Origin of the sequence: Sphingobium fuliginis (genome assembly GCF_015074805.1) — a bacterium.
Taxonomy (GTDB): Bacteria; Pseudomonadota; Alphaproteobacteria; order Sphingomonadales; family Sphingomonadaceae; genus Sphingobium; species Sphingobium fuliginis.
Genome location: NZ_CP060035.1, coordinates 422,536 through 443,286, shown reverse-complemented (window position 1 = coordinate 443,286; position 20,751 = coordinate 422,536). Strand labels below are relative to the sequence as shown.

The following is a 20,751-nucleotide window of genomic DNA, read 5'->3' as shown; positions in this document are numbered from 1 at the left end:
GAGCAATAGCAGGCGGATGTTCCCCGAAACAGAGGATCGCGCGGTCAGACGCCTATCGCCAGAAACTTGTCGGCGCGATCGGTACGCAGCGCATCGCCGCCAAGACCCGAGAGCGAATCCAGTTCCTCCCCGATCGCCGCGCCCAGATTGGCGATGGCCTGCACCGGCTCGCGATGGGCGCCGCCGACCGGCTCCGGCACGATCCGGTCGATGACGCCAAGCGCCTTCAGATGCTGCGCCGTCACTTGCATGGCGGTCGCGGCGTCGCTCGCCTTTTCCGCCGTGCGCCAGAGGATGGAGGCGCAACCTTCGGGAGAGATCACCGAATAGACGGCATGTTCGAACATCAGCACGCGATTGGCCGCCGCCAGCGCCACCGCACCGCCGGAGCCGCCCTCACCCACCACGGCGGCCACCATCGGCACGCCCAGCGCCAGGCATTGTTCCGTCGAACGGGCGATCGCCTCCGCCTGACCGCGCTCCTCCGCCTGCACGCCGGGGAAAGCGCCCGACGTATCGACCAGCGTCACCACCGGCAGGCCGAAACGGTCGGCCAGCTGCATCAGGCGGATCGCCTTGCGGTAGCCCTCCGGCTTGGCCATGCCGAAATTATGGCGGACGCGGCTTGCGGTATCGTCCCCCTTCTCATGGCCGATCACCACCACGCGCCGCTCGCCCAGCGTGGCGAAACCGCCGATGATCGCCTGATCGTCGGCAAAGGCGCGGTCGCCGGCCAGGGGCATGAAATTGTCGAACATGCCCGCGACATAATCCTTGAAATGCGGACGGTCGGGATGGCGGGCGACCTGCGTCTTCTGCCAGGGCGACAGCTTCGCATAGGTGTCGACCAGCATTTTGGAGGCGCGCTGCTCCAGCTTGTCGATCTCGCCGCTGATGTCGATGTCGCCCGCATTGGCGGTCGCGCGCAATTCGATGATGCGCGCTTCCAGTTCGGCAATCGGCTTTTCGAATTCGAGAAAACTAACCATGGCGCATGGCGTTAGGGCGCAGACGCTTCGCCGTCAACGCGCCGATGCGTCATGGAAGCCAGCGGATGGCGGCTGTTGACCAGTTCGACCAGCCTGCGGCTGTCGACATGGGTATAGATTTGCGTGGTGCCGATGTCGGCATGACCCAGCATGGATTGCAGCGCGCGCAGGTCCGCCCCGCCTTCCAGCAAATGCGTGGCGAAGGCATGGCGCAGCACATGGGGGCTGACCCGATCTGGCGCGATGCCGGCAGCGGCGGCCAGCGCCTTCACCATCTGATAGAGGCGAATCCGGCTGACATGGCTCTTGCCCGACGGAAAGAGCCAGGGGCTGTCGGCCGGAACATGCGGCAGCCAGGCCGCCACGGCGGCGCGGGCGCGGTCTGAAATCGGCACCAGCCGCTCGCGCCCGCCCTTCCCCCTCAGGATCAGGAAGGGCCGATCGGATGCCAGGGCGCGGCGCGGCAGCGACACCAGTTCCGTCGCCCGCAGCCCCGATCCGTAAAGCAGCTCGATCAGCGCGGACAGCCGCAGGTCCAGCGGCGCGGGATGCTCGACAGCCAGCTTCGCCGCGATCAGGGCGAACAGGGATTCGACCTCGCCCGTCGAAAGGATCTTTGGCAGCGGCCGGCGGGTGACGGGACGCGGCAGGGCAGCGGAAGGATTATCGGCGCGCAGCCCCTCCTCCTCCAGAAAGGCGTAGAAGGCGCGCAGGGCGGAAGACTTGCGGGCGACGGAAGAGGCCGCCAGTTCCGCCCAGGCCGTCGCCAGTTCCGCCAGGCCATCCTTGGTGGCGACCGCCAGGCCGCCGACAAGGTCCGCCGCCCCCTGCAGGTCCGCGCGATAGGCCAGCAGCGTGTTGCGCGAGGCACCCCGTTCGGCCGCCATCATTTCCAGAAAGCGGTCGATAAGCGCGGCATCCTCTCCCATCAGAGCCGCGTCATCGCCTCCGCGGCGATCATCCGGGCTTCGGGGTCCAGCCCGACCCGATGCAGTGCCGCGACGATGTGGTAGAGGTGGAAGGCCGGGAGCCGGTTCCAGTCGGCGGTCTGCATGCCGACCGCCGCCAGCAGCGCGACGCTGCCCTTCTCGCCCCGGCCGGCCGCCGCATCGATGGCGCGCGACCAGCGGCTGGCGGCAGCCAGATCGAAACCATGATCCTGCGCCAGGGCCGCACCGTCCTGCGCATTGAGCCGCGACAGTCCCGCCAGCGCGGCGATCAGCATCTGCGCCTTGTGGGGATCGGCATCCTTGGCGAAGGAGGAAACCCGTCCCGACCCGATCTCCACCACCGCGCTCGGCGCACCGACCGCCAGCAAGGCCCAAAGGTCGGCCGCGCCGTCACCGTCCGCCTGCGCCGCAAGCCGCGACCACTGCGCCGCGCTGCGGTCATAGCCGGCGGTGAACATGGCCGCGACCAGATTGGCGGCATCGCGCGCGCTCATCTCCGAAACCGGCAGCGCCGCGGCTGCCCGCGCCGTCGCGATCAAGCCGACGAAATCCGGCCGCGCCTCATTCTGCCAAACTGTCCGCATCGCCTGGAGCCGCTCGTCCGTCCCCGATCCGGCATAGGCGGTGCGCAGCGCGTCCACCCGGTCGGCCGCATTGGCGGGCACCTCGCCGTCGGATTGCAACTGGCTGTAGAAGCCAACCAGCGCCTGCGAGGAAAAGACGCCGAGCCGAGCCGCCACCTCTGCGCCCGGCAGGCGACGAACGGCGGACAAGGCAGGGGCACGCGCTTCCCAGGCGCGGACATGGGGCCCGGCCGTGGCATAGAGATCATCGGGTATCTCGACATTGAGCGCCGTCGCGAGGCCGAAACGCCAGGCCGTCAGCCGGTCCACCGCGTCCCATTCGATCTTCACCGACCTGCGGGCGTTGAATCCGGTGCCCACGACCTTTTCCGCCAGCCGATAGTCGATGCCGCGCACCACGCCCCGCCGTTGCGCCTGGTTGAGCGCCCCGCTGGCCGAACCCTGATCCCCTGAAAGCGCCGGGCATATGGCGCGCGTCATGTCCCAGCCCGGCTCCTTGCTGAACCGCAGCGCGCCCGCCGACAGCGGACACAGTCCCGCCGGATCGGCCGTCGCCAGATAGGTCTGCATGGCGATGGCATAGAGGCGGGGGGTGAACCGGTCGGAATCGACGCTCTGCACCAGCAGGCGGGCGCTGTCCGCCTCCCCCATGCGCAGCAGCAGCCAGGCGCGTTCGGCGACCCAATCGGCGCCGTCGATGTCGCGGGGCGTATCGGTCGCGGACAAGAGCGCCCGGCGCAGCAGGATCGACGCCCAGCGGGAGGTGATCGGCGCCCGCGTTTCCTTCATCAATGCAGCAAGGAACTGGCCCGACTGCGCGCCAAAGGCATTGGGAGCCAGCCCCCGCTGCTCCGGCGTCAGCGGCCCAACGCGATCGAGTGAGCGATGGGCGTTTTCCGGCAGGTCGTATTTCTGCTTTTCGGCGGCCAGCTCCTCCTCGCTCATCGGTTCCGCCGCATTGTCCCCGGCCTCGTCCGTGATGGCGAAGCTGGGCGGCACGATGGGCGTGGCGGGCGTGGAGCCGACAGGCGGCGCGGGCGTGCCCGGGGCGGGGCGCGGCGGCTGCGTGCCGGGTTGCGGCGTTTCGGGCGCATCGCCGAAGCCGGGCGGCAGGAGCGATTCGGGCGTCTCCTGCGCCACCACCGGCAGCGCCAGAGCGAGCGCAAGCGTGCCCAGCGCCCATTTCGCATTCACCCGCCGTTGCGCCATGCCGTTTACTGGCCCAGCTTTTCGGCGGGAATGACCTTTTCCACGCGGGCCTGCGGCTTTTCGCCGCCGCGCGACCAGAGCAGGGCGATAATCCCCGCCAGCACAAGGACCGCAATGATGGGGATGATCGGCAGGGACGCCTTGCGGCGCCGGGAGCTGCCCTCAAAACTGCTGTAGGAACGGTTGCGCTTCATGAGTCCTGTTCTGGCTGGCTATTCTGGCTGGGTCAAAGCTGAAGGAAAGTTGCGATTTGCCTTGTCGACGCGGGGATGTATAGCCCCGCTCGCCATGCAGCGAAACAGCAAATCCGCCAATGCGCAAGCGAAGCGCGGCCCCATCGTCCTGGTGGGCATGATGGGCGTGGGCAAATCGACCGTCGGGCGTCGGCTGGCGGCGCGGCTCGGCGTGGGCTTCGTCGATGCGGACGAGGAGATCGAAAAGGCCGCGGGCATGACGATCACCGAAATGTTCGAACGCTATGGCGAAGCCTATTTCCGCGATGGCGAACGGCGGGTGATCGCCCGGCTGATGGATGGGGAGCCCAAGGTCATCGCGACCGGCGGGGGCGCCTTCATGCAGGAAGAGACGCGGGCGCTTATCCTGGAGCATGCGCTGGCGATCTGGCTGAACGCCGACATCGACACGCTGGTCGACCGGGTGTCGCGGCGCGAGGGACGGCCGCTGCTGAAGGGCAAGGACCCGCGCGTCGTGCTGACCGAGCTGGCCGCGATCCGCAATCCGGTTTACGCACTCTGCCCCATTCATGTGAAAAGCGCCGCCGCGCCGCATGACGTGGCGGTCGACAGCATCATGGAGCAGCTTTCCCAATGGCCATAGTCCGCGTCGCGCTGGATTCGCGCAGCTACGACATTCTGATCGAACAGGGCGTGCTGGACCGGGCGGCAACGCATCTGGCAGGCTATGCGCGCAAGGGACGGCTGGTGGTCGTGACCGATCGGCATGTCGCCGCCGCGCAACTGCCCCGCCTGGAGACCAGCCTGCGGGCCGCCAATGTGGCGGTCGAAGCGGTGGTACTGCCACCGGGAGAGCAGACCAAGAGCTGGCGCCACCTTGAAGAGCTGCTCGATGCGCTGCTGGCGCTGGAGATAGAGCGCGGCGACCATGTGGTGGCGCTCGGCGGCGGGGTGATCGGCGATCTGGTGGGCTTTGCCGCCTCGATCCTGAAACGCGGCTGCCATTTCATCCAGGTGCCCACGACATTGCTGGCGCAGGTGGACAGTTCCGTCGGCGGAAAGACCGCGATCAATGCGAAGGCCGGCAAGAATCTGGTCGGCAGCTTCTACCAGCCCTCGCTGGTGCTGATCGATCCCTCGACGCTCGACACGCTGCCGGCGCGGGAGACGCGGGCCGGTTATGCCGAAGTGGTGAAATATGGCCTGATCGACGATCCCGCCTTTTTCGCCTGGTGCGAGGCGGAAGGGCACAGGCTGCTGTCCGGCGACGTCCAGGCCCGCGAATATGCCATCGAACGCAGCGTGGCGGCCAAGGCGGCCATTGTTGCCGATGACGAGCGGGAGACATCCGGACGGCGGGCCTTGCTGAACCTTGGCCATACCTTCGGCCATGCGCTGGAGGCGGATACCGGCTTTTCGGATCTTCTGCTCCATGGCGAGGGCGTCGCGGCGGGGATGGCTCTTGCCTTCCGCTATTCGGCGCGGCGCGGCCTGTGCCCGGCGGAGGATGCGGAGCGGGTGACGGCGCATCTGAAGGCCGTCGGCCTGCCGCACGATCTCGCCAGCGCGCATGTGAAGGCGGACGGCGCGGCGCTGGTCGCGCATATGCTGCACGACAAGAAGATGGCGGCAGGCACCCTGCCCTTCCTGCTGGCGCGGGGAATCGGGCAGACCTTCCTGTCGAAGGATGTCGTGCTGGATGATGTCGCCGCGTTCCTGGACGAGGATCGCATGGCGGCGGGATGATGCCCGGATGGCTGATAGGGATGGTCAGCCACCATTAAGCCCCTTCCCTTCAGGTTCAAACGAGGCATGTAACTCGTTTGAAGGATGGGATGGGGGGAGTGCCCATAGGCTGAGACTGCGCGTGAGGCACGCCCCTCTCCCCTGAAGAGGAGGGCAAGCGTCAATGTCCGCTTCTGGCGAAAACCCGCCTCTACCAGCCAAATAAAAGGGCGCCCCAGGAGGCGCCCTTCCCTATCCTTCGCTTGAAGGCCGATTACTTCTTCAGCGTCAGGCCGCCGAAACGCTTGTTGAAGCGTGCCACCTGGCCGCCCTGCTCAAGCTGGCGGGTGCCGCCGGTCCAGGCCGGGTGCGACTTGGGATCGATGTCGAGCGCCAGCGTGTCGCCTTCCTTGCCCCAGGTCGAGCGGGTGCGGAACGTCGTGCCGTCGGTCATCTGGACGGTGATGAAGTGGTAATCGGGATGCGTATCGGCCTTCATGGGTCTGCTCCGTTCAGGGGCCGGTTTCCGACCGGCCATGGATGCGAAAATCTGCGAAGGCGCGCGGTTACATGGGAATGCGCGCAAAAGCAAGGGGAAGAACGGGCGGTTCCCTGTATCAGTCGACCCGTCATTCCGGCTTGGGAGGAAGTGGCGGGAAAGTCGGGATCACCGCCGCGTTTCAGTCCACCGGCGGGTCGGCAATCATCGCGACGAAACTGGCCTCGGCGCAGAGCTTGCCCTCGACCATCGCCTTGCCCGTGAACTTGCAGACGCGGCCGCGAATCTGGACCAGATCGACATGCAGGTCTAGCAGGCAGCCCGGTTCTACCGGATTGCGGAACTTCGCCCCGTCGATGCTCATGAAATAGACGAGCTTGCCCGAACCGCGAAGGTCCATGGTTTCGACCGTCAGCACGCCAGCGGCCTGCGCCATGGCTTCGACGATCAATACGCCGGGCATGATCGGCCGGCCGGGGAAATGCCCCTGGAAGAAATCCTCGTTGATCGACACCGCCTTGACCGCGTGGATCGTGCTGTTCGGCACGAGCGAAATCACGCGGTCGACGAGCAGCATCGGATAACGGTGCGGCAACGCCGCCATCACCCCACGAATATCGATGGGGCCGATGGCGGCGGCAGCATTGTCAGACTGAACCGTCATCAAGCGATCAGCGCGAGGTCGGCTGCTGCGACGGATTGGCGGGAGCAGCGGCCGGAGCGGCAGCGGCCTGGCCCTGACGGCCCGGCTGCCAGCCGGCCGGCGGGGTGATGCCGACGCTGGGCACCAGCGCGTTGAGTTCGGTCACCACCGACTGGGTGATGTCGACGGTCGGCTGATAGGACACGGTCGCGTCGGGCGACAGGATCAGGTCGACCTTCGCCTTGGTCATGGCGGACTTCAGCGCATCCGACAGCTTGGCCGAAATCTGCTCCTCGACATAGGCGTTGGCGAGAGCGATCGGCTGACCCAGGCGCTGCAGTTCGGCCTGGCCGTCCTGACCGGCCTTCTGATAGGCCTCATATTGGGTCTGGATCGCCGGGGTCGGCTTGCCACCGGCTGCCTTCATCGCGGCTTCCAGGGCCGTGCCCTTGGCCTTGAGATCGGCGTCGATCGCATTCTTGCGTGCGGTAAAGCCGTCGATCTGCGCCTTGTAGGTGGTCTGGATCTGCGTGCGCGCGGTCGAATAGGCCGAGCTGGTGGCGACGGCGCGTTGCAGGTCGACGACGGCGATGCCGGTCTTCGACTGGGCAGCGGCCGGGACGCTGGTCAGCGCCATGGCGGTCATCGGCGCGAGAACCAGCGCCGCAGCCTTGAAAATCGTCTTCATCAGAATTGAGTCCCTACGTTGAAGCTAATGAGCTGAGTGTCGTCCCCTGGTTCCTTGAGCAGGGCCTTGGCGATGTCGATGCGGAACGGCCCGAAGGGCGAGTTCCAGTTGACGCCGAAGCCCACGGCGACACGCGGTTTCAGCGTATCGCCCAGATATTCCTCCTCGAACGGTCCGATGATGAGGGTCTGGTTGGTCCCGCACGTGCCGGGAGTCCCCGCCTCGCTGCGCGAACCGGTCGTGTTGTCGGCGCAGATGCCGTTCGAATTCGTCGTGCGGGGATTGCGCAATCCGGCGACCGCGCCGACGTCCGCGAAAATCGAGGGACGCAGGCCCATTTCACGCGCACCCGAGCCCAGCGGAATTTCCATCTCCGCCCGCGCCAGATAATAGACCTTGCCGCCCAGGGCGTCGTCGGAAACATTATTGTTCCCTTCCCCCCGCACATAGGTGGTATTGCCGCTCGAATCGGTCTGCGACTGCAGGTAATAGCGCTTCACGCGCGGGCCGATGCCGCGAATATCGAAGCCGCGAATCTGCGGATTGCCCAGGAAGAAGCGATCCGTCAGGCGAACCTTGTCGACCAGCTCGTTCGAAGCGTCCCGGCGGTCGCCTTCAAGGCTGTGGATATAGCCGCCCTCCGCAGAGACGGAGAAGATGAACCCACCGCCGACAGGCCAATATTTGGAGCCGTTCAACCGCGTGCGCACATATTTGACGCTGCCGCCCAGACCCGCGAAATCCTGGCTGAGAACGACATTATGGCCCCGTGTCGGACGAATGCGGTTGTCGCGGGTATCGTAGATCAGAGAATAGCCCAGCGACGACGTCGTCCGCTTGCCGATGGCGTCGCAAAGATAGCGTCCGGCCAGCAGCGGATCGCACTGAAGTCCCAGCGGACCTGCGCCATCGGGATCGGAGTAGTAGGTATCCTTGTCGAGCGTCACGTCGTCCAGATTCAACGTGTAACGCAGCGCCAGCGACATATATTCCGTGATCGGCACGCCCGCGCGAAGCTGGAAGCCGGTCGTCGTCTGTTCATAGGTCGTGTCGCGGTCGTTATTGTTCAGATAACGGAAGCTGTTGAGGTCGCGGCGATAGATGTCGCCGCCCAGTGCGATATTCTTGTCCATGAAATAGGGCTCGGTGAAGCCCACTTCCACCGACTTGGAATAAGCCGAATAGTTGACGCTGGTGCGCAGTTCCTGGCCCTTGCCGCGGAAGTTGCGCTGGGTGATCGACGCCGCGACGATGAAACGCTCCAGCGAGGAGAAGCCGGCCGAAAGCGACAATTCGCCGGTCGATTTTTCCTGCACATTGGTTTCCAGGACGATGCGGTCCGGCGCGGAACCCGGCTTCTGCTCAATGTCCAGCTTTTCCTGAAAGAAGCCCAGCGAATTGATGCGGTCCTTCGACCGCTTGACCAGGAAGCTGTTGAACGCATCGCCCTCCGCCAGGCGGAATTCGCGGCGCACGACCTTGTCCTGGGTCAGCGTGTTGCCGTTGATGTCGACCCGCTCGACATAGACGCGCGGCGCATTGGCGATGCGGAAGTCGATCCCCATCGTCAGCGTATCCTTGTCGCGCTGGAAGTCCGGCTGGACGTCCGCGAAGGCATAGCCGAACAGGCCCGCCGTTTCGCTCAGCGTGTCGACGGTGTCCTCGACCTGCTTGGCGTTGTACCAGTCGCCCTTCTTCATCGGCAGCATCTTGGTCAGCGAATCGCCGGACAGGTCGCGAATGTCGCTGTTGACCTTCACATCGCCGAATTTGTAGCGCTGCCCTTCCTCGACCACATAGGTGATGATGAAGTCCTGCTTGTCCGGCGTCAGTTCCGCCACGGCGGAGATCACGCGGAAATCGGCATAGCCTTCGGTCAGGTAGAACTGGCGCAGCTTCTGCTGATCATAGGCCAGACGATCCGGATCGTAGCTGGTGCCCGACGAGAAGATGCGGAACCAGCGCGATTGCTTGGTCACCATCTGGCTGCGCAGTTCGCCGTCCTTGAACTTCTCATTGCCGATGATGTTGATCTGGCGGACCTTGGATTTCGGCCCCTCGGAAATTTCGAAGACGATGTCGACGCGGTTCTGGTCAAGCTGCACCATCTTCGGTTCGACCGTGGCGGCGAAGCGGCCCTGCCGGCGATACAGCTCGATGATGCGGGCGACGTCGGCGCGCACTTTCGAGCGGGTGTAGATCTGGCGCGGAGCCAGTTTTATTTCGGGACGTATCTTGTCTTCCTTGAGGCGCTTATTACCTTCAAGGACGATGCGGTTGATGACCGGGTTTTCCTTAACCTCTACGGTCAGCGCGCCATTGTCGTTGCGGATCTGGACGTCGGCGAACAGCTCCGTCTCGTAAAGGTCGCGCAGCGCCTGGTCGAGCGATTCCTGGGTGAAGGGCTGGCCGATCCGCAGCTTGGTGTAGGACAGCACCGTATCCGGCTCCAGGCGCTGCTGGCCAGTGACGGAGATGGTGCGGATGGTTCCGGCCGCTGGCGCGGCTGCCGGAACGGGCGCAGGCGCGGCAGCCGGCGGGGCATTTTGAGCCATCGCCGGGATCGCAGACATGCCCGCGATCATCGTCGTCGCCAACAGGGCCACGACGACCGGGCGCTGCCTGTTGCTGCTCATCATCGCTGTCACCCGCTCCACCTTCTACAAAAAAGCAACATGTCGTTCACGCCGGACCCATTCCGTTCACATCCGGAAAGACGGCGCCAAATCGCGTCCTCCTGCCCGATACGGCTCAGCCGATCAAGCCGGACAGACGATCCCAGAGGCCGAAAGAGGATAAATCGTTGAATGTTACCAGCACCATCATCGCCAGCAGAACCGCCAGGCCCGAGCGATAGGCCCATTCCTGCACCTGCGGACTGACCGGTCGCCGCTGTATCGCCTCCACCCCATAGAACAGCAGATGCCCGCCATCCAGCATCGGGATTGGCAAGAGGTTGATGAACCCCAAGTTAATCGAGATGAGCGCCATGAAGAAGACGAAGCTCTCCACCCCCAGCGTCGCCGCCTGACCGGAAACCTCAGCGATCTTGAGCGGGCCGCCCAGTTCCTTGACCGATCGGCCGCCCCCCACGATCTGGCCCAGCGTCTCCACCATGGTGCGGATGATCTGACCCGTCCGCTCCACGGCGACGACCGGGGCTCGGGCCAGGCTGACGGGCTCGATCACCGGCTCACCCGGCGCGATGCCCAGCCGTCCGATGCGGAACTTGTTGCCGAAGCCGTCATCTTCCTCGACCGCGCCGACCTTGCCCTGCTTCTCGAACAGCTTGCCCCGGCGGTCGATCACGATGGTGACGGGTTCGCCGGGGCGGATCTGCGCGAACAGGCGAATATCGTCGAAGGTCGTCATTTCCCGCCCGTTGAGCGAGACGATGCGGTCGCCCGCGACGATGCCAGCCGCCGCTGCCGCGCTGCCGGGCTGCACCTGCCCGGCGACCGCAGGGGTACGGCTCTCGCCATGGACGAAGGCGAAGGTTGCAAGGATCGCCATGGCGAAGAGGAAGTTGATCGCCGGCCCGGCCGCGACGATGGCCGCCCGCTGCCATAGCGGCTTGGCAGGGAAGCTCTCGGCCCGTTCGGCGGCGGGCATTTCCAGCCAGCGGGGATCGGTCTGGCTCGCCGCGTTCATGTCGCCCTTGAAACGCACATAGCCGCCCAGCGGCAGCGCCCCCAGGCGCCAGCGGGTGCCGCGCCTGTCCACCCAGGCCGCGATTTCCGGGCCGAATCCGATGGAAAAGGCCTCCGCCTTCACCCCGCACCAGCGGCCCACCAGATAATGGCCCAGCTCATGCACGAAGACGAGCGGTCCGATGACCGCCACAAATGCGACTACGGTCAACAGGAAACCGGGATTCTGGATCAAGCGGTCAATCTTTCCATCACTTGTGCAGCCATATTACGCGCCTGCGCATCCGCTTCCAGCACATCGTCGATCTGGCGGGGCACAGGCGCGCTATAGCGGTTCAGGACATCCTCCACAATCATGGCGATATCAAGGAAGCCTATGGCGCCTTTGAGGAAGGCGGCGACGGCGACCTCATTGGCGGCGTTCAATATGGCGGGCGCGGCGCCGCCCGCCTCCGCCGCCTGCCGGGTCAGCCGCAGCGCGGGGAAGCGATGCTCATCCGGCGCCTCGAAATCCAGGCGGCCGATCCGGGCGAGGTCCAGCGGCTGGCAAGGGGTAGCGATCCGATCGGGCCAGGCCAGCGCATGGGCGATGGGGATGCGCATGTCGGGCGAGCCAAGCTGCGCCAGGGTTGAGCGGTCGCGATATTCGACCATGGAGTGGATGACCGATTGCGGATGGACGAGGATCTCGATCCGGTCGAGCCCGACTGGGAAGAGATGCGCCGCCTCTATCAGTTCCAGCCCCTTGTTCATCATCGTCGCGCTGTCGACGCTGATCTTCGCGCCCATGGACCAGTTGGGATGGGCGACGGCCTGCGCGGGGGTGATGCCGCGCATCTCCTCCCGGCTGCGGGTGCGGAAGGGGCCGCCGCTCGCGGTCAGGGTGATCCTTGCGACATCTTCCATGCGACTGCCCGCAAGGCACTGGAATATGGCATTATGTTCGCTGTCGACCGGCAGCAGCGTCGCGCCCGACGCACCGACCGCGTCCATCATCAGCGCACCCGCCGACACCAGCGATTCCTTGTTGGCGAGCGCGACCGTGCCACCCGCCTTCAACGCCGCCATGGTCGGGCGCAGCCCCGCACAACCGACGATGGCGGCCATGCTCCAGTCCGCGCCTGCACCGGCCACATCGACCAACGCGCCTTGGCCGGCCGCCGCCTCCGTCCCGGAACCGCGCAGCGCATCCTTCAGCGCGTCATAGCGGGTCTCGTCCCCGATCACCGCGATCGCGGCATTGCTCTGCCGCGCGGCGGCGGCCAGACCCGCCACATCGCCATGCGCGGTCAGCGCAACGACGCTATAGCTGTCCGGATCGCGCTGGATCAGGTCCAGCGTGGACATGCCGACCGATCCGGTCGCGCCGAAGATCGACACCTTCTTCATGGCAATTGCACCAGGATCATATAGCAGATCGCGGCCAGCGGCGCGGCGGCGACCACCCCGTCCAACCGATCCATCACCCCACCATGGCCGGGCAGCAGCGTACCGCTATCCTTCACCCCTGCACGGCGCTTCATCCAGCTTTCCAACAGGTCGCCCAGCTGCGCGGCGACCGCCAGCAGGCCGCTTGCCGCGGCAAGCTGAACCGGCAGGTCCGCGAACCGGTAGAGCAGGAAACCCACGGTCAGCGCAGCCAGCACCCCACCGCCAAGGCCGGCCCAGGTCTTAGACGGGCTGACGCGCGGAGCCAGCTTCGGCCCGCCAATGGACCGGCCGGCGAAATAAGCGCCGATGTCGGTCGCCCAAACGAGGCCCAGCGCCCAGAGGGTCAGCAGCAACCCCTGAAGATTGGGCGCCTGTTCGCGCAGGAAAAGCAGCGCCATCACCGGCACGACGATATAGGGCACGCCCAGCGCCAGCTTGACCGACCGGCCCACCAGCGCGACGAAGAAGAAGGCGGCCGCCATCAATGTGAAGGCGAGCCAGGACACGCCGGCCGCCGCCGGGCAAAGGATCGCCAGCGGCACCGAGACGGCGAACATCGCCAGCTTGCGGTTCTCCGGCGTGGCTCCGGTCAGGTCGCCCCACTCCCCCTGCATCAGCACGCCCGCCACGGACAGCAGCATCCAGAAAAGGAAGCCGCCCGAAAACAGGGCCGCCAACGCTACGAGGATGAGCACGACGCCGACGATGGCGCGGGTGCGAAGCTCGCTCGACATGCCTGTCACAGCCCGCCGAAACGGCGGTCCCTCAGGCGGAAGGCGTCCAGTGCGGCAGCCAGCGCCCGCCCGTCGAAATCCGGCCACAGCATGTCCGTGAAGTAAAGCTCCGCATAGGCGGCCTGCCACAGCATGAAGTTGCTGAGCCGCTGTTCCCCCGACGTCCGGATCATCAGGTCCAGCGGCGGCAGGTCTGCGGTGTAGAGCGCCGCATCGACATCGGCGAGGCCGATCTCCTCCGCCGCGATCTCGCCGGCGGCCACGCGGCGCGCCAGCGTCTGGGCCATGCGCACCAGTTCGTCCTGCGCGCCATAGTTGAGCGCTATGGCAATGATCGGCCCGCTGTTCCCCGCGGTCCGCGCCACCGCATTGTCGATCAGCGCCACCAGCGCGGGATCGAGCGCCCGATAATTGCCGATGATGCGCAGCCGCACGCCATTGGCATGGAATTCGTCAAGGTCGGACTGGATGAAATGACGCAGCAGGCCCATCAGGTCCGCCACCTCGCCGGCCGGACGCTTCCAGTTTTCCGAGGAAAAGGCGTAGAGCGTCAGGCATTCCAGACCCAGTTCCCGCGCGGCGCGGGCGACGCGGCGCACCGCCTCCACCCCCGCCCGATGGCCAGCGATGCGGGGCAGGAAGCGCTTCTTCGCCCAGCGTCCATTGCCGTCCATGATGATGGCGACGTGACGAGGCATGGCCGTTCCTGGCGGAACATCCTTGGGGCGCGCGCCATGGGCTGGCGCGCCGCTGGTCAGATCGGTTTTGGCTTGGGTGGCCATCAGACAGGAATGCGTGCTTTGGCCGCGAAAGGAAAGCCCCGGATCACTGACCGAGAATTTCCTTTTCCTTCGCCGCAGCCGCCGCGTCGATGTCCGCGATGGTGCTGTCGGTCAGCTTCTGGACTTCGGTTTCCTTGCGCTTGCGCTCGTCCTCGCTGATCTCGCCCTTCTTCTCGTCGGTCTTCAGGCTGTCCATGCCGTCGCGGCGGACATTGCGGACGGCGATCCGGGCGCCCTCGGCATATTTGCTGGCGAGCTTGGCGAGTTCCTTGCGGCGCTCCTCGGTCAGGTCGGGGATCGGCAGGCGCAGCGTCTGGCCGTCGACGATGGGGTTAAGGCCCAGCCCCGCCGAACGGATAGCCTTGTCGACCGGGCCGACATTGCTCTTGTCCCACACCTGCACGGAAAGCATGCGCGGTTCGGGCGCGGAAACGGTCGCGACCTGATTAAGCGGCATATGCGCGCCATAGACCTCGACCGTCACCGGATCGAGAAGCTGGATATTGGCGCGGCCCGTGCGCAGGCCCGACAGATCGCCTTTCAGCGATTCCAGGGCACCCGCCATGCGGCGTTCGAGGTCGGCCTTGTCATATTGAGCCATTTTGTTTCAGCGCTCCTGATTTTGCACGATCGTCGCCACACCGTCACCGGCCAGCACCTTGGCCAGATTGCCGGTTTCGCGGATGTTGAACACGACGATGGGGATATTGTTTTCGCGGCAAAGGGCAATGGCGCTCGCGTCCATGACCTTCAGATTGTCGTTCAGCACCTGGTCGAAGCTGATCGCTTCATAGCGGGCCGCATCCGGCACCTTCTTGGGATCGGCATTGTAGATGCCGTCGACGCTGGTCCCCTTGAACAGGGCGTCGCAATCCATTTCGGCCGCCCGCAGCGCCGCCGTGGTGTCCGTGGTGAAGAAGGGGCTGCCGGTGCCCGCCGCGAAGATGACGATCCGTCCCTTCTCCATATGCCGCACCGCCTTGCGCCGGATATAGGGTTCGCAGACCGACGCCATCGGAATGGCGGACTGGACGCGCGTGTCGTAGCCCAGCTTCTCCAGCGCATTCTGCACGGCGAGCGCGTTCATGACGGTGGCCAGCATGCCCATATAGTCGGCGCTCGCCCGGTCGAAACCCTTGGCGGCGCCCGCCAGGCCTCGGAAGATATTGCCGCCGCCAACGACGACGCACAGTTCGAACCCCGCATCCTTCGCCGCCGCGATCTCGCCCGCGACGCGGTTCACCGTCTCCGGCTCGATGCCGAACTGCCCCTGCCCCATCAGCACTTCGCCCGAAAGTTTCAGCAGGATGCGCTTGAAGGCTGGGCGAGACATGCGGGGCAATATTCCTTTTATGATCGGGCAAGGAAATGGCGCGCACCTTAAGCAGCGCGCGCCATGTTGTGAAGCAGGGTTTTGGAAACCCCGAACTTCCTTAGCGCCCGCTTCCGGCTTGTCGAGAAGCCTGAGCCTCCCGACACCGCCGAAGCGAACGAACTATCGGATCAGACGCCTGCGGCCGCGGCCACTTCGGCGGCGAAGTCGCTCGTTTCCTTCTCGATGCCTTCACCGAGCTGGAAGCGGACATAGTTCTTCAGCGTGATCGACGCGCCGGCATCCTTCGCCGCCTTCGCGACGACATCGGCAACCGGGGTCTTGTTGTCCATCACGAAGAGCTGGCTGAGCAGGGCCTGCTCCTTGGCGAACTTGGCGACGGCGCCGTCGACCATCTTGGCGACGATCTCGGCAGGCTTGCCCGATTCGGCGGCCTTTTCAGCGGCGATGGCGCGCTCGCGCTCCAGCAGGGCCGGATCGATGTCGGCGGCCGACAGCGCCAGCGGGAAGGCAGCGGCGATGTGCATCGCGATCTGCTTGCCCAGCGGCTCCAGGACGTCGGCGGGCGCATCGCCTTCCAGCGCGACCAGCACGCCGATCTTGCCCAGGCCCGGAGCGGCGGCGTTGTGGACATAGGGAACGACCACGCCCTGGTTCACCTCGACCTGGCCGACGCGGCGCAGGGTCTGGTTCTCGCCGATGGTGGCGATGTTGGCGACCAGCTTCTCGGCGACCGTGCCGCCCGAGGGATAGGCCGCGTTCGACAGCGCCTCGGCATCGGCCACGCCGTTCTCCAGCGCGATGACCGACACGGTGCGGACGAAATCCTGGAACTGGTCGTTCTTGGCGACGAAGTCGGTTTCGCTGTTCACTTCGACGGCCACGCCCTTGGTGCCGGCGACGGCGACGCCGACCAGACCTTCGGCGGCGGTGCGGCTCGACTTCTTCTGCGCGGCGGCCAGACCCTTGGCGCGCAGCCAGTCGGTCGCCGCTTCGATGTCGCCATTGGCTTCGGTGAGCGCCTTCTTGCAATCCATCATGCCCGCGCCCGAACGGTCGCGCAGTTCCTTGACGGCAGCAGCGGTAATCTCGGCCATGTTTCGGCTCCTAAAGTTCAATGTTTCAGAAAAACGGCAGGGCGCGTTCCAGTGGAGCGCGCCCTAGCCTGTCAATTTTGCAGTTCGAAGACCGCGTCTCAGGCCTGAGCGACGACCTCTTCGGCCTCGGGCTCGTCCAGAGCGCCCAGGTCGACGCCCGAAGCCTGCTGCGCACCGCGGTTGCCCTTGGTGGCGGCGGCGGCGACGGCGTCGCAGTAAAGGCGGATCGCGCGGCTGGCGTCATCGTTCGCCGGAACCGGGAACGCGATGCCGTCGGGCGAGACGTTCGAATCGAGGATCGCAACGACCGGGATGCCCAGCGTGTTGGCTTCCTTGATCGCCAGTTCTTCCTTGTTGGCGTCGATCACGAACATGACGTCGGGGATGCCGTTCATGTCGCGGATGCCGCCCAGCGACAGTTCCAGCTTCTCGCGCTCGCGGGTCATCTGGAGGACTTCCTTCTTGGTGAAGCCGTGGGTGTCGCCCGACAGCTTCTCTTCCAGGGTCTTCAGACGCTTGATCGAACCCGAAATGGTCTTCCAGTTGGTGAGCATGCCGCCCAGCCAGCGATGGTTGACGAAATGCTGGCCCGACTTGCGGGCGGCTTCGGCGATCGGGTCCTGCGCCTGGCGCTTGGTGCCGACGAACAGCACCTTGCCGCCGGCGGCGACGGTCGCCGACACGAAGTCCAGCGCGCGGCCGAACAGCGGCACGGTCTGCGACAGGTCGAGAATGTGGATGCCGTTGCGCTCACCGAAGATGTACGGCTTCATGCGCGGGTTCCAGCGGTGGGTCTGGTGGCCGAAATGCGCGCCGGCCTCGATCAATTGATGCATGGTGACGACAGGAGCCGCCATAATATTTCTCCTTCCGGTTACACCTCTGGGAATCAGGAACTGGGCGTCACGCACAGCACCGGATATGTCGATTCCCATGTGGAATGGGCGCGCCTTTAACGGCGTCGGAATATCAATGCAAGGGGCTTGACTCTCCATTCCGGATGGAACATAAGGAGAACATCGGGAACAAATGGCGGATTCACGCCGTTTGCCTGCCTATAGTGAACCAAGCCGTGCAAATGGCAAGACAGAAAGTGAGCTGCATATGTTCGCACTGGTCGCAGCACTTGTTTTCATCGGATCCTTCCTGCTGGCCGCAGGCACCATTATCGGCATGTTCCTGGCCTATCATGACAAGATGGTCGCGGCGCTGACGTTCGAACCCATTCCGCAGGAAACGCCGGTCTATCGCCTGCGCATCAGCCGGCGGCGCGCGTCACCCTCTGCACGGCAGACCACGCCTGCTTTTGCGGCGGCGGTCCTGGCCGCCTGAGGATTACGCTTCCTCGCCCGCCCGCTGGCGGCGCACCTTGGCATAGGACATCATGCCGAAGGGGATGAGCGCAAGGTAGAAGGCGCACAACACCAGCAGCGTCAGCCAAGGATCGGTGATCAGCAGCGCCGCCAGCAGGCCCGCCAGCGCGATCGCCTCCAGCCGGATGCGTTTGCGCAGGCGCAGCGCCGACCAGCTATAAGTCGCGATGTTGGAGATCATCAGGAAAGCCGTGAAGGCGGTCCAGGGCGCCACGACATACCATTCCCGAAAAAGCGGCTCGCCCGTCACCAGCCAGAGATAGAGCGGCACGAAGGCCAGCCCCGCACCTGCCGGAGCCGGCACGCCGGTCAGGAAACCGGCGGATTTGTGCGGCTGAACATCGGCGTCGATATTCGCATTGAACCGCGCCAGCCGCAGTGCGCAGGACAGCGCGTGGGCGAGCGCGAAGATCCAGCCGAATTTCGGCATGGCGTTCAGCGACCAGAGATAGAGCACCAGCGCCGGCGCCACGCCAAAGGCGATGGAGTCCGACAAGGAGTCGAGTTCGGCCCCGAAGCGGCTCTCCCCCCGCAACAACCGCGCAATGCGCCCGTCCAGCCCATCCAGCACCCCGGCAATGAGGATGGAGAGCACCGCCCTCTCCCACTCGCCCGATATGCCGTAGCGAACGCCGGTCAGGCCGAAGCACAGGGCCATTGCGGTCACGGCGTTGGGCGCCACCATCCGCAGGGTGATCCCCCGGCGCAATCCGCGCGGGATGGCGCGCCGCTGCCGCATTATTGCTGAATCCCCGAAATCACGCGCATGTCACCGATCTGGCCCAGGATCGTCTCACCCGCGACGGTGCGCTGCCCCAGCACCACGCGCGGCGCGGTGCCGGCGGGCAGATAGACGTCGACCCGGCTGCCGAAACGGATGAGGCCGATGCGCTGTCCAGCCGCGACCATGTCGCCCGGCTTCACGAACGGCACGATCCGCCGCGCCACCAATCCGGCGATCTGGGTGAAGCCGATGCGCACGCCGTCATGCCGCTCCACCAATATATGCTGGCGCTCATTATCCTCGCTCGCCTTGTCGAGATCGGCGTTCAGGAACTTGCCCGAAATATAGACCACCGACTTCACCGTCCCGCCGATCGGCGTGCGGTTGATGTGGACGTCGAACACGCTCATGAAGATCGACACGCGGATCATAGGCTGGTCGCCCAGCCCATCCGCCCCCGCCATCTCGCGGGGGGGCGGCACCCGCTGGATCAGCGTCACCAGCCCATCGGCGGGGGCGACGATGGCCCGCTCATCCTGCGGCACCGCGCGCACCGGATCGCGGAAGAACGCCAGCACCCAGATGGTCACCATCACCATCAGCCAGCCGAGGATTTCCCAGCCGACCAGGAACAGCAGCGCGGTGATGGCCGCCGCGATCAGGCCGAATTTCACGCCCTCCGGATGCACGGAGGGGAAGCGCCATTTCACATTGCCGCCCAGTGCGACCGTCAGTTCGTCATTTTCCATGGGCACCGTCTTTAAGGACAGACACTTGCAGTGACAACGTCCGATACCGTCGCAGGAGCCATGAAATGTTCCAATCCTGCAAAGGGCATTGGACGGTTGAACATTGCCGTCGCTTTGCCTAGGGCGGTCGCAAATTCCACCCGAACGAGAAGGCGAACAGGCGCTATGGCTAAGATCAAGGTGAAAAACCCCGTCGTGGAGATCGATGGCGATGAAATGACGCGGATCATATGGCAGTGGATCCGTGAGCGCCTGATTCTCCCCTATCTCGACATCGATCTTAAATATTATGATCTGGGCGTCGAGAAGCGCGACGAGACCAACGACCAGATCACCATCGATTCCGCCAACGCGATCAAGGAACATGGCGTCGGCGTGAAGTGCGCCACCATCACCCCGGACGAAGCCCGCGTCGAGGAATTCGGCCTGAAGGAAATGTGGAAGTCGCCCAACGGCACCATCCGCAACATCCTGGGCGGCGTGGTGTTCCGTGAACCCATCGTCATCCGCAACGTGCCGCGCCTGGTCCCCGGCTGGACCGACCCCATCGTCATCGGCCGCCACGCCTTCGGCGACCAGTATCGCGCCACCGACTTCCTCGTCCCCGGCCCCGGCAAGCTGCGCATGGTGTGGGACGGCGCCAATGGCGAGAAGATCGAGAAGGACGTCTTCAACTTCCCCAGCTCCGGCGTCGCCATGGGCATGTACAATCTGGACGACTCGATCCGCGATTTCGCCCGCGCCAGCATGAACTACGCGCTGGGCCGCGGCTGGCCGCTGTACCTCTCGACCAAGAACACCATTCTCAAGGCCTATGACGGCCGCTTCAAGGACCTGTTCCAGGAAGTGTTCGACAATGAATTCGCCGACGAGTTCAAGAAGGTGGGCGCCGTCTACGAACATCGCCTGATCGACGACATGGTCGCCTCCGCCCTCAAGTGGAGCGGCAAGTTCGTCTGGGCCTGCAAGAATTACGATGGCGACGTCCAGTCGGACACCGTGGCGCAGGGGTTCGGCTCGCTGGGTCTCATGACCTCCGTGCTGCTGTCGCCCGACGGCAAGACCGTCGAGGCCGAAGCCGCGCACGGCACCGTCACCCGCCACTATCGCCAGCATCAACAGGGCAAGGCGACCTCGACCAATCCGATCGCCTCGATCTTCGCCTGGACCCAGGGCCTTTCCTATCGCGGCAAGTTCGACGAAACGCCGGAAGTCACCAAGTTCGCGGAAACGCTGGAAAAGGTCTGCATCGAAACGGTCGAGGGCGGCGCGATGACCAAGGATCTCGCCCTGCTGATCGGTCCGGAACAGGCGTGGATGACCACCGAGCAGTTCTTCGAGGCGATCCGCGTGAACCTGGAAGAAGCCATGGGCAAGTGGCAATAATCGGACGGAAC

Annotated in this window: 22 protein-coding genes; 4 read left to right on the top strand and 18 right to left on the bottom strand. The window is 65.2% G+C overall.

Going from position 1 to position 20,751, the window contains the following annotated elements; translation table 11 throughout:
- Nucleotides 1–44 precede the first annotated feature (44 nt).
- From H5V43_RS02095 to H5V43_RS02080, 4 genes are read right to left on the bottom strand one after another with little or no spacing between them, the layout of a single operon-like run.
- On the bottom strand, nt 45–989 hold the full coding sequence (locus H5V43_RS02095) for an acetyl-CoA carboxylase carboxyltransferase subunit alpha (protein ID WP_025547878.1): 945 nt from the start codon (nt 987–989) through the stop codon (nt 45–47).
- Between the two features lie 11 nt (nt 990–1,000).
- Nucleotides 1,001–1,918, bottom strand: a complete 918-nt coding sequence (locus H5V43_RS02090) for a tyrosine recombinase (RefSeq protein WP_025547876.1) — start codon at nt 1,916–1,918, stop codon at nt 1,001–1,003.
- Nucleotides 1,918–3,732, bottom strand: a complete 1,815-nt coding sequence (locus tag H5V43_RS02085) for a hypothetical protein (protein WP_193666735.1) — start codon at nt 3,730–3,732, stop codon at nt 1,918–1,920. Before H5V43_RS02085 ends, H5V43_RS02090 begins: the two co-directional genes overlap by 1 nt.
- 5 nt (nt 3,733–3,737) lie before the next feature.
- Entirely contained in the window at nt 3,738–3,926 is a 189-nt protein-coding gene (locus H5V43_RS02080) for a hypothetical protein (protein WP_025547874.1), read from the bottom strand.
- 94 nt (nt 3,927–4,020) lie between these two features.
- Between H5V43_RS02080 and H5V43_RS02075 the strand changes: the two genes are divergently transcribed.
- Entirely contained in the window at nt 4,021–4,569 is a 549-nt protein-coding gene (locus H5V43_RS02075) for a shikimate kinase (protein WP_025547872.1), read from the top strand.
- Nucleotides 4,560–5,672 carry a 3-dehydroquinate synthase gene (gene aroB / locus H5V43_RS02070; RefSeq protein WP_193666734.1) on the top strand — a complete coding sequence of 371 codons (1,113 nt, stop codon included), beginning with the start codon at nt 4,560–4,562 and terminating at the stop codon, nt 5,670–5,672. Before H5V43_RS02075 ends, aroB begins: the two co-directional genes overlap by 10 nt.
- A 253-nt stretch (nt 5,673–5,925) precedes the next feature.
- Here aroB and rpmE read toward each other — a convergent pair whose 3' ends face one another.
- The 12 genes from rpmE to rpsB all read right to left on the bottom strand — a co-directional run bounded on the left by rpmE (nt 5,926) and on the right by rpsB (nt 17,365).
- Nucleotides 5,926–6,150: a 50S ribosomal protein L31 gene (rpmE, locus tag H5V43_RS02065; protein WP_007687040.1), complete on the bottom strand. Its 225-nt coding sequence runs from the start codon at nt 6,148–6,150 to the stop codon at nt 5,926–5,928.
- 181 nt (nt 6,151–6,331) lie between these two features.
- A complete protein-coding gene (gene fabZ / locus H5V43_RS02060; protein WP_025547869.1) occupies nt 6,332–6,814 on the bottom strand; it encodes a 3-hydroxyacyl-ACP dehydratase FabZ in 483 nt (160 codons plus the stop codon).
- A gap of 7 nt (nt 6,815–6,821) precedes the next feature.
- Nucleotides 6,822–7,481, bottom strand: coding sequence for an OmpH/Skp family outer membrane protein (locus H5V43_RS02055; protein WP_025547868.1), 660 nt, complete (start codon nt 7,479–7,481; stop codon nt 6,822–6,824).
- Complete coding sequence (gene bamA / locus H5V43_RS02050) at nt 7,481–10,120, bottom strand: outer membrane protein assembly factor BamA (RefSeq protein WP_025547866.1); 2,640 nt, start codon at nt 10,118–10,120, stop codon at nt 7,481–7,483. Before bamA ends, H5V43_RS02055 begins: the two co-directional genes overlap by 1 nt.
- A gap of 112 nt (nt 10,121–10,232) precedes the next feature.
- Nucleotides 10,233–11,366 (bottom strand): RIP metalloprotease RseP, encoded by a 1,134-nt coding sequence (gene rseP / locus H5V43_RS02045; RefSeq protein ID WP_025547864.1) that lies wholly within the window; start codon nt 11,364–11,366, stop codon nt 10,233–10,235.
- Nucleotides 11,363–12,520 (bottom strand): 1-deoxy-D-xylulose-5-phosphate reductoisomerase, encoded by a 1,158-nt coding sequence (locus tag H5V43_RS02040; protein ID WP_025547862.1) that lies wholly within the window; start codon nt 12,518–12,520, stop codon nt 11,363–11,365. Before H5V43_RS02040 ends, rseP begins: the two co-directional genes overlap by 4 nt.
- A complete protein-coding gene (locus H5V43_RS02035; protein WP_025547861.1) occupies nt 12,517–13,296 on the bottom strand; it encodes a phosphatidate cytidylyltransferase in 780 nt (259 codons plus the stop codon). Before H5V43_RS02035 ends, H5V43_RS02040 begins: the two co-directional genes overlap by 4 nt.
- 5 nt (nt 13,297–13,301) lie before the next feature.
- Nucleotides 13,302–14,078 (bottom strand): isoprenyl transferase, encoded by a 777-nt coding sequence (locus H5V43_RS02030; RefSeq protein ID WP_025547860.1) that lies wholly within the window; start codon nt 14,076–14,078, stop codon nt 13,302–13,304.
- A gap of 43 nt (nt 14,079–14,121) precedes the next feature.
- Entirely contained in the window at nt 14,122–14,679 is a 558-nt protein-coding gene (frr, locus tag H5V43_RS02025; protein WP_025547858.1) for a ribosome recycling factor, read from the bottom strand.
- A 6-nt stretch (nt 14,680–14,685) separates the two neighbouring features.
- Entirely contained in the window at nt 14,686–15,411 is a 726-nt protein-coding gene (gene pyrH, locus H5V43_RS02020; protein WP_020821031.1) for a UMP kinase, read from the bottom strand.
- A 170-nt stretch (nt 15,412–15,581) separates the two neighbouring features.
- Nucleotides 15,582–16,508, bottom strand: coding sequence for a translation elongation factor Ts (gene tsf / locus H5V43_RS02015; RefSeq protein ID WP_044661795.1), 927 nt, complete (start codon nt 16,506–16,508; stop codon nt 15,582–15,584).
- Nucleotides 16,509–16,606: 98 nt separating this feature from the next.
- Complete coding sequence (gene rpsB / locus H5V43_RS02010) at nt 16,607–17,365, bottom strand: 30S ribosomal protein S2 (RefSeq protein ID WP_025547855.1); 759 nt, start codon at nt 17,363–17,365, stop codon at nt 16,607–16,609.
- Between the two features lie 172 nt (nt 17,366–17,537).
- Between rpsB and H5V43_RS02005 the strand changes: the two genes are divergently transcribed.
- Entirely contained in the window at nt 17,538–17,840 is a 303-nt protein-coding gene (locus H5V43_RS02005; protein ID WP_244968647.1) for a hypothetical protein, read from the top strand.
- 3 nt (nt 17,841–17,843) lie between these two features.
- Here H5V43_RS02005 and H5V43_RS02000 read toward each other — a convergent pair whose 3' ends face one another.
- Entirely contained in the window at nt 17,844–18,620 is a 777-nt protein-coding gene (locus H5V43_RS02000) for a CDP-alcohol phosphatidyltransferase family protein (protein WP_025547851.1), read from the bottom strand.
- On the bottom strand, nt 18,620–19,354 hold the full coding sequence (locus H5V43_RS01995) for a phosphatidylserine decarboxylase (protein WP_025547850.1): 735 nt from the start codon (nt 19,352–19,354) through the stop codon (nt 18,620–18,622). The genes H5V43_RS02000 and H5V43_RS01995 overlap by 1 nt, the downstream gene beginning before the upstream one ends.
- 165 nt (nt 19,355–19,519) lie before the next feature.
- On the opposite strand from H5V43_RS01995, the gene H5V43_RS01990 reads away from it, so the two are divergent.
- Complete coding sequence (locus tag H5V43_RS01990; RefSeq protein WP_025547848.1) at nt 19,520–20,740, top strand: NADP-dependent isocitrate dehydrogenase; 1,221 nt, start codon at nt 19,520–19,522, stop codon at nt 20,738–20,740.
- Nucleotides 20,741–20,751 lie beyond the last annotated feature (11 nt).

Excerpts from the sequence above, each read along its gene's own strand:
- H5V43_RS02035 (WP_025547861.1), bottom strand. The coding sequence starts at position 13,296 with ATGTCGAGCGAGCTTCGCACCCGCGCCATCGTCGGCGTCGTGCTCATC.
- H5V43_RS02085 (WP_193666735.1), bottom strand. The coding sequence starts at position 3,732 with ATGGCGCAACGGCGGGTGAATGCGAAATGGGCGCTGGGCACGCTTGCG.
- H5V43_RS02000 (WP_025547851.1), bottom strand. The coding sequence starts at position 18,620 with ATGCGGCAGCGGCGCGCCATCCCGCGCGGATTGCGCCGGGGGATCACC.
- rpsB (WP_025547855.1), bottom strand. The coding sequence starts at position 17,365 with ATGGCGGCTCCTGTCGTCACCATGCATCAATTGATCGAGGCCGGCGCG.
- H5V43_RS01990 (WP_025547848.1), top strand. The coding sequence starts at position 19,520 with ATGGCTAAGATCAAGGTGAAAAACCCCGTCGTGGAGATCGATGGCGAT.
- H5V43_RS02005 (WP_244968647.1), top strand. The coding sequence starts at position 17,538 with ATGGCGGATTCACGCCGTTTGCCTGCCTATAGTGAACCAAGCCGTGCA.
- H5V43_RS02040 (WP_025547862.1), bottom strand. The coding sequence starts at position 12,520 with ATGAAGAAGGTGTCGATCTTCGGCGCGACCGGATCGGTCGGCATGTCC.
- H5V43_RS02075 (WP_025547872.1), top strand. The coding sequence starts at position 4,021 with ATGCAGCGAAACAGCAAATCCGCCAATGCGCAAGCGAAGCGCGGCCCC.
- H5V43_RS02090 (WP_025547876.1), bottom strand. The coding sequence starts at position 1,918 with ATGGGAGAGGATGCCGCGCTTATCGACCGCTTTCTGGAAATGATGGCG.
- tsf (WP_044661795.1), bottom strand. The coding sequence starts at position 16,508 with ATGGCCGAGATTACCGCTGCTGCCGTCAAGGAACTGCGCGACCGTTCG.
- pyrH (WP_020821031.1), bottom strand. The coding sequence starts at position 15,411 with ATGTCTCGCCCAGCCTTCAAGCGCATCCTGCTGAAACTTTCGGGCGAA.
- bamA (WP_025547866.1), bottom strand. The coding sequence starts at position 10,120 with ATGATGAGCAGCAACAGGCAGCGCCCGGTCGTCGTGGCCCTGTTGGCG.
- frr (WP_025547858.1), bottom strand. The coding sequence starts at position 14,679 with ATGGCTCAATATGACAAGGCCGACCTCGAACGCCGCATGGCGGGTGCC.
- H5V43_RS01995 (WP_025547850.1), bottom strand. The coding sequence starts at position 19,354 with ATGGAAAATGACGAACTGACGGTCGCACTGGGCGGCAATGTGAAATGG.
- H5V43_RS02055 (WP_025547868.1), bottom strand. The coding sequence starts at position 7,481 with ATGAAGACGATTTTCAAGGCTGCGGCGCTGGTTCTCGCGCCGATGACC.
- H5V43_RS02080 (WP_025547874.1), bottom strand. The coding sequence starts at position 3,926 with ATGAAGCGCAACCGTTCCTACAGCAGTTTTGAGGGCAGCTCCCGGCGC.
- H5V43_RS02030 (WP_025547860.1), bottom strand. The coding sequence starts at position 14,078 with ATGGCCACCCAAGCCAAAACCGATCTGACCAGCGGCGCGCCAGCCCAT.
- aroB (WP_193666734.1), top strand. The coding sequence starts at position 4,560 with ATGGCCATAGTCCGCGTCGCGCTGGATTCGCGCAGCTACGACATTCTG.
- rpmE (WP_007687040.1), bottom strand. The coding sequence starts at position 6,150 with ATGAAGGCCGATACGCATCCCGATTACCACTTCATCACCGTCCAGATG.
- fabZ (WP_025547869.1), bottom strand. The coding sequence starts at position 6,814 with ATGACGGTTCAGTCTGACAATGCTGCCGCCGCCATCGGCCCCATCGAT.
- H5V43_RS02095 (WP_025547878.1), bottom strand. The coding sequence starts at position 989 with ATGGTTAGTTTTCTCGAATTCGAAAAGCCGATTGCCGAACTGGAAGCG.